The organism is Clostridium sp. (genome assembly GCF_030532265.1).
Lineage (GTDB): Bacteria > Bacillota > Clostridia > Clostridiales > Clostridiaceae > Clostridium.
In genome coordinates, this window is the sequence record NZ_JAUNLM010000082.1 from 1 (window position 1) to 5,803 (window position 5,803).

Sequence of the window (5,803 nt, forward strand, 5' to 3'; positions counted from 1 at the left end):
TGATCAGTTATATTCTTAGGAATAGGAGCATTTTTTGTATTCTTTTCTAAGTGGTTTATTGATTATTTTGGTAACATTACACCAGAGCAGTTCTTATTTAATTTAAATTCACCACTTAAAGGTACAAGTACTGATATGTATAGAGAAATATTCATGACACCGGTATTCTCAGTTGTATCAACTATAGTAATATTTTCAATTATAATAAACTTTCATTATGACATATGGATAAAAGTGAAAAATAATAACATAAAATTATTAAGCCAAAAAGCTTTAAGAATAATAACTTTTATAGTTTCTATAATTTGTCTTGTTGGTGGAGTAACATATGGAGCAAAGAAATTAAGTTTAGATAAAGTTTATAAAGCTTATGTTTCAGATACTCCTTATATTAAAGATAATTACGTTGATCCACGTAATGTAAAAATGTCTTTCCCAGCAAAAAAGAGAAATTTAATTCACATTTATTTAGAATCAGTTGAAAACTCATATTTATCTAAAGAATTAGGTGGAAATATGAAAGTTAACTTAATGCCAGAACTTACTCAGTTATCAAAAGAAGGTATTAGTTTTTCACATTCTGATAAATTTGGAGGCCCTTATCAAACATATGGTTCAAGTTGGTCTGTAGCATCTATGATTAACATGAGTATGGGACTTCCATTAAAAATACCTATGGGTGGAAACTCATACGGAAAATCAGGTAGTTTCTTACCAGGTGCTATTAGTATAGGGGATATATTAGAAGCGCAAGGATATGAGCAAACAATAATGTTTGGTGCAGATGCTGACTTTGGAGGTTTAACTACTTTCTTTACTACACATGGTAATTTCAATATTTTTGACCATAAGGCAGCAATTGAAAAGAAATTAATCCCAAAAGACTATAATGTTTGGTGGGGATATGAAGATGATAAATTATATGAGTATGCAAAAAATGAGATAACACGTTTATCTAAAACTGGAAAGCCATTTAACTTTACAATGGAAACAGCAGATACTCACTTCCCAGATGGATATCTATCTAAAAAAGCAAGTAAAAAGTATGATTCACAATATGCAAATGTTATTGCTTATTCAACAAAAGAAGCTGTTAATTTTATAAAATGGATTCAAAAACAACCATTCTATAAAGATACAACTATAGTAGTAACAGGGGATCACTTAAGTATGGATAAAAAGTTCTTTAAAGATTTTGATAAATCATATCATAGAACAATATTTAACTTAATACTTAATCCAGCAACAACTACTAAGAATACTAAAAATAGACAATTCTCACCAGTTGATATGTATCCAACTATTTTAGCTAGTATGGGTGTACAAGTTGAAGGAGATAGATTAGGATTAGGAACAAACCTTTTCTCAAATAAACCAACTTTAATTGAAAGAGATGGATTAAAAGTTGTAGGACAAGGTTTTGAAGGTAAAAGTAATTTCTTTAACAATACATTTGTTTCAGAAAAGATGAATAGTAATTTTGAAAACACATTAGTAACTCAAAGAAAGAGTGATAAATAATTTTAAGAGCATCGTTTTATTCGATGCTCTTTTAAATTTATTTAGAAAAATTTTTTGGAATTAATTTAATACTTATAAGAGATTTATCCATTAATTTATTAGTAGAACTAAATTTTAATTTATGCTAGAATATAGGGATGTATACAGAAGATAAGTGGAAAACAACTTAATTAATAATCTGTATATAGAGTAATTTTTAGGAGGATGTAATTAAATGAATAGAATTTCAGATAACATCTTATGTAGAGTTGAAAAACCAACTAGATATGTTGGTGGAGAACTTAATCAAGTTATTAAAAATCCAGAAGAAGTAGATATTAGATTTGCTTTTTGTTTTCCAGATGTTTATGAAGTAGGAATGTCTCACTTAGGTACAAGAATACTTTATCATACTATAAATGAAAGAAAAGATACATATTGCGAAAGAGTATTTGCGCCATGGCCAGACATGGAAGAAGAAATGAGAAAAAATAATGTTTCTCTATACGCTTTAGAAACTAAAGATTCTTTAGATAAATTTGATATATTAGGTTTTACATTACAATACGAAATGAGTTATACAAATATACTAAATATGCTTGATATGTCAGGAATAACTTTAAGAGCATCAGAAAGAGGAGAAGATGAGCCAATAGTTATGGCTGGAGGCCCTTGTGCTTATAATCCAGAACCGTTATATGACATAGTTGATTTCTTTGAACTTGGTGAAGGCGAAGAAATGATGAATGATGTACTTGATGTATATAAAAAATATAAAGGCAAAGGTAAGAAAAAAGAATTTTTAAGAGAAATATCAAAAATAAGAGGAATATATGTACCTTCATTATATAATGTAACTTACAATGAAGATGGAACTATAAAAGAATTTAAGCCTAAATATGATGATGTTCCACAAGTTGTTAAAAAGAGAATAATAACTAACTTTGATAAGGTTGATTTCCCAATAGAGGATATGATTGTTCCTTATACAGAAGTTGTTCACGATAGAATAGTTTTAGAGACTGCAAGAGGATGTACAAACGGATGTAGATTCTGTCAAGCAGGTATGATTTATAGACCTGTTAGAGAAAAAACTAGAGAAACTTTATTAGAACAAGCAAGACAATTGGTTAAAACAACTGGTTATCAAGAAATATCACTTGCTTCATTAAGTATATGTGACCATTCAGATATTGAAGGTCTTATACACGGATTAATGGAAGAACATAGTGAAAATAAAGTTGGGATATCACTTCCTTCAATAAGAGTTGATGCTTTCTCTGTTGATCTTATAAAGGAAATTCAAAAGGTAAGAAAAACAGGATTAACTTTTGCACCAGAAGCAGGCTCTCAAAGAATGAGAGATGTAATAAATAAAGGATTAACAGAAGAGAGAATACTTGAAGCTACAAAAAGTGCTTTTGAAAATGGATGGAGTACAATTAAACTTTATTTCATTATAGGACTTCCATATGAAAAAATAGAAGACTGTGAGGCAATTGGTGAGCTTGCAGAAAAAATGGTAGAGAAATATTATGAAATTCCAAAGAACGTTAGAAAGAAAGGGCTTAGAATTACAGTAAGTACTTCAATACTTGTACCAAAGCCATTTACACCATTCCAATGGGCACCTATGGAAAGAATGGAAGAAGTAACAGAAAAAATAAAGGCTGTTAAAGGATCAATAAAATCAAGAGCTATAACATATAACTATCATGCGCAAAAGACTTCATATATGGAAGCTGTATTTGCAAGAGGAGATAGAAAACTATGTGATGTTTTAATTAAGGCTTTTGAAAAAGGATGTAGATTTGATGGATGGTCAGAATACTTTAACTTTGATGCTTGGCTTGAAGCATTAGCAGAGTGTAATGTTGATGGAGACTTCTATGCTTATAGAGAAAGAAGTTATGATGAAATATTACCTTGGGACTTCATTGATATTGGTGTTAATAGATCATACTTAGTTAATGAAAATGAAAAAGCTAAGAGAGTTGAACTTACACAAAACTGTAGAAAAGGATGTACAGGATGTGGAATTAACGTTAACTTTAAAGAAGGGAAGTGTTTTGAAGGTGCGATATCTAATAAAGTTCACTAAAGAAGCAGATATAAAATTTGTAGCTCATTTAGATTTAATGAGAACAATACAAAGAATAATAAGAAGATCAGGTCTTCCAATAGAATATTCAAAGGGATTTAATCCTCATATGACTCTTTCAATAGCACAACCACTTTCAGTTGGAGTATATTCAGAAGGGGAGTATATGGATATAGTTCTAAAAGAAGAACTTGATACAGAAGAAGTTTTAAATAAATTAAATGAAAGAACAGCAAGTGGAATTAAGTTTTTAAAAGCTATAAAAATTCCATTAATACCAAATGAAAAAAAAGTTCCTCAATCAATGGCACTTGTTGATGGGGCTAGATATACAGTTAAAATAGAATATAGTTATACATCAAAATTTGAAGAAGAAATGAAAAATCTTCTAGAGAAAAAAGATTGGGTAATGACAAAAAGAACTAAGAAAGGTCAAAGTGAAGTTGATATAAAACCGTTAGTTCATGAATTAAAATATTGGGTTAAAGATAATGAAGTAGTACTAAACATATTAATAAGCTCAGGAAGTAGAGTTCATTTATCACCAGATCTTTTAGTTAAACTTATAAAAGAAAATACAAGTAATTGTAATGATGAAGCTTTCGTTCAAATAAAGAGAGAAGAAATGTACTTGCTTAAAGATGACGTTTTAGTACCTCTTTATAAATGTATATAGGAAGTGGAAGTTATGAGAGAAATTTTTGTTGAAAGAAGAGAGAATTCTTTAAGGGTTGCTGTAAAAGATAATAAACAATTGGAAGAATGTTTTATAGAAGAAAAAAGTAAAGAGCCTTCCTTTGGTGAAATATACAAAGGAAGAGTTAAAAATATAGTTCCTGCTATAAATTCAATATTTGTTGATTTAGGATTTGAAAGAGAAGGATATATGTATTTTAGTGAGGAACTTAAAAAACAAGGAATAAAAAAAGGTGATGAACTTTTAGTAGAAGTACTAAAAGAGCCTTTAAATGAAAAAGGTGCTAAGGTAACAAATAAATTTAGTATACCAGGTAAATATTTAGTATTTAATTATGGTGAAAGTGGTATATCATTCTCAAAAAGATTTAATGATGAAGTTAAGAAAACACTTATAATTGCAGAAATTGAAGAAGTTCCAGGAGTTAATATAGTTATTAGAACTGAAGGCGCTAATGTACCTATAGAAATACTTAAAAAAGAAAGGGATAAGCTTAAAGATATATTAGATAATATGAATAGAAAGCTTAACTTTAGTACAGAAATTTCAAAGGTATATGGGGAAGATGCATTATTAAATAAAGTTCTAAGAGACAATATAACAAAAGGTAATATAAAAATATATGTTGATAACAAAGAAGATGAAGCTTTAGCTAATAACTTTATTGATGGAGAAAAAGATGTAGAAGTTATATTATATAAAGGTTTTAGAGGACTATTTGATTATTATAATATAGAGAAAGAAATACTAAAGCTTAGACATAATAAAGTTAAGTTAAATTGTGGTGGAAATATAGTTATTGAAAAAACAGAAGCTATGTATGTTATTGATGTAAATAGTGGAAAGAATATAAAAGAGAGAAATTTAAATAAAACAATACTTCAAACTAATTTAGAAGCAGCAAAGGAAATTGGAAAGCAAATACTTCTTAGAAATTTAAGTGGGATAATAGTTATTGATTTTATAGATATGAGAGACCCAAAACAAAGAATTCAAGTTATGAGAGCTATTAAAGATGCTTTGAAAGCTGATAAAGGTAATAGTAAAATTTATCCTTTTACAGAGCTTGATTTAGTTCAAATAACAAGAAAACGTAGAGGAAAAAGTATTTATGATTCAATAGAAGAAGCATGTCCAAGATGTAAAGGTAGTGGAAATATATTAAAGTTATCTTATATAGAAGACTTAATAAGAAATGATATATTAAAAGCAGTAGAAGAAAATACTATAGAAAGTTTCTTTATAGAAATTGATAGTAATTATAAAGAGGCAGTAAGTGGAGATATGGTAAGTTTCCTTAAAAATATAGATGGATTAGATAAAGAAATATTCTTAAAGTTTTCAGAAGGAATAGAAGGCTACAAAATAGAGCCTATAATATTTCAAAGTCAAAAGAATACTTTAGAAGATTATAAAATAAAAGGAATAGAAAGATATTAATAAGATTTATATATTTAAATAAAAATATTTTAAGATTGTAATTTATATTTCTAACTTTTTATTTG

4 protein-coding genes are annotated in these 5,803 nt (G+C 28.1%); all 4 read left to right on the top strand.

Annotated features, from left to right (window positions below; translation table 11 throughout):
- Positions 1-135 precede the first annotated feature (135 nt).
- The 4 genes from Q4E08_RS11280 to Q4E08_RS11295 all read left to right on the top strand — a co-directional run bounded on the left by Q4E08_RS11280 (position 136) and on the right by Q4E08_RS11295 (position 5,738).
- Positions 136-1,521, top strand: a complete 1,386-nt coding sequence (locus Q4E08_RS11280; RefSeq protein WP_303131024.1) for an LTA synthase family protein — start codon at positions 136-138, stop codon at positions 1,519-1,521.
- A gap of 214 nt (positions 1,522-1,735) precedes the next feature.
- Positions 1,736-3,601, top strand: a complete 1,866-nt coding sequence (locus Q4E08_RS11285) for a TIGR03960 family B12-binding radical SAM protein (protein ID WP_303131025.1) — start codon at positions 1,736-1,738, stop codon at positions 3,599-3,601.
- On the top strand, positions 3,576-4,277 hold the full coding sequence (locus Q4E08_RS11290) for a TIGR03936 family radical SAM-associated protein (RefSeq protein WP_303131027.1): 702 nt from the start codon (positions 3,576-3,578) through the stop codon (positions 4,275-4,277). Before Q4E08_RS11285 ends, Q4E08_RS11290 begins: the two co-directional genes overlap by 26 nt.
- A 12-nt stretch (positions 4,278-4,289) precedes the next feature.
- The gene (locus Q4E08_RS11295) at positions 4,290-5,738 is read left to right on the top strand and encodes an Rne/Rng family ribonuclease (RefSeq protein ID WP_303131028.1); all 1,449 of its coding nucleotides are present in this window, start codon (positions 4,290-4,292) and stop codon (positions 5,736-5,738) included.
- The last annotated feature ends 65 nt before the right edge of the window (positions 5,739-5,803 follow it).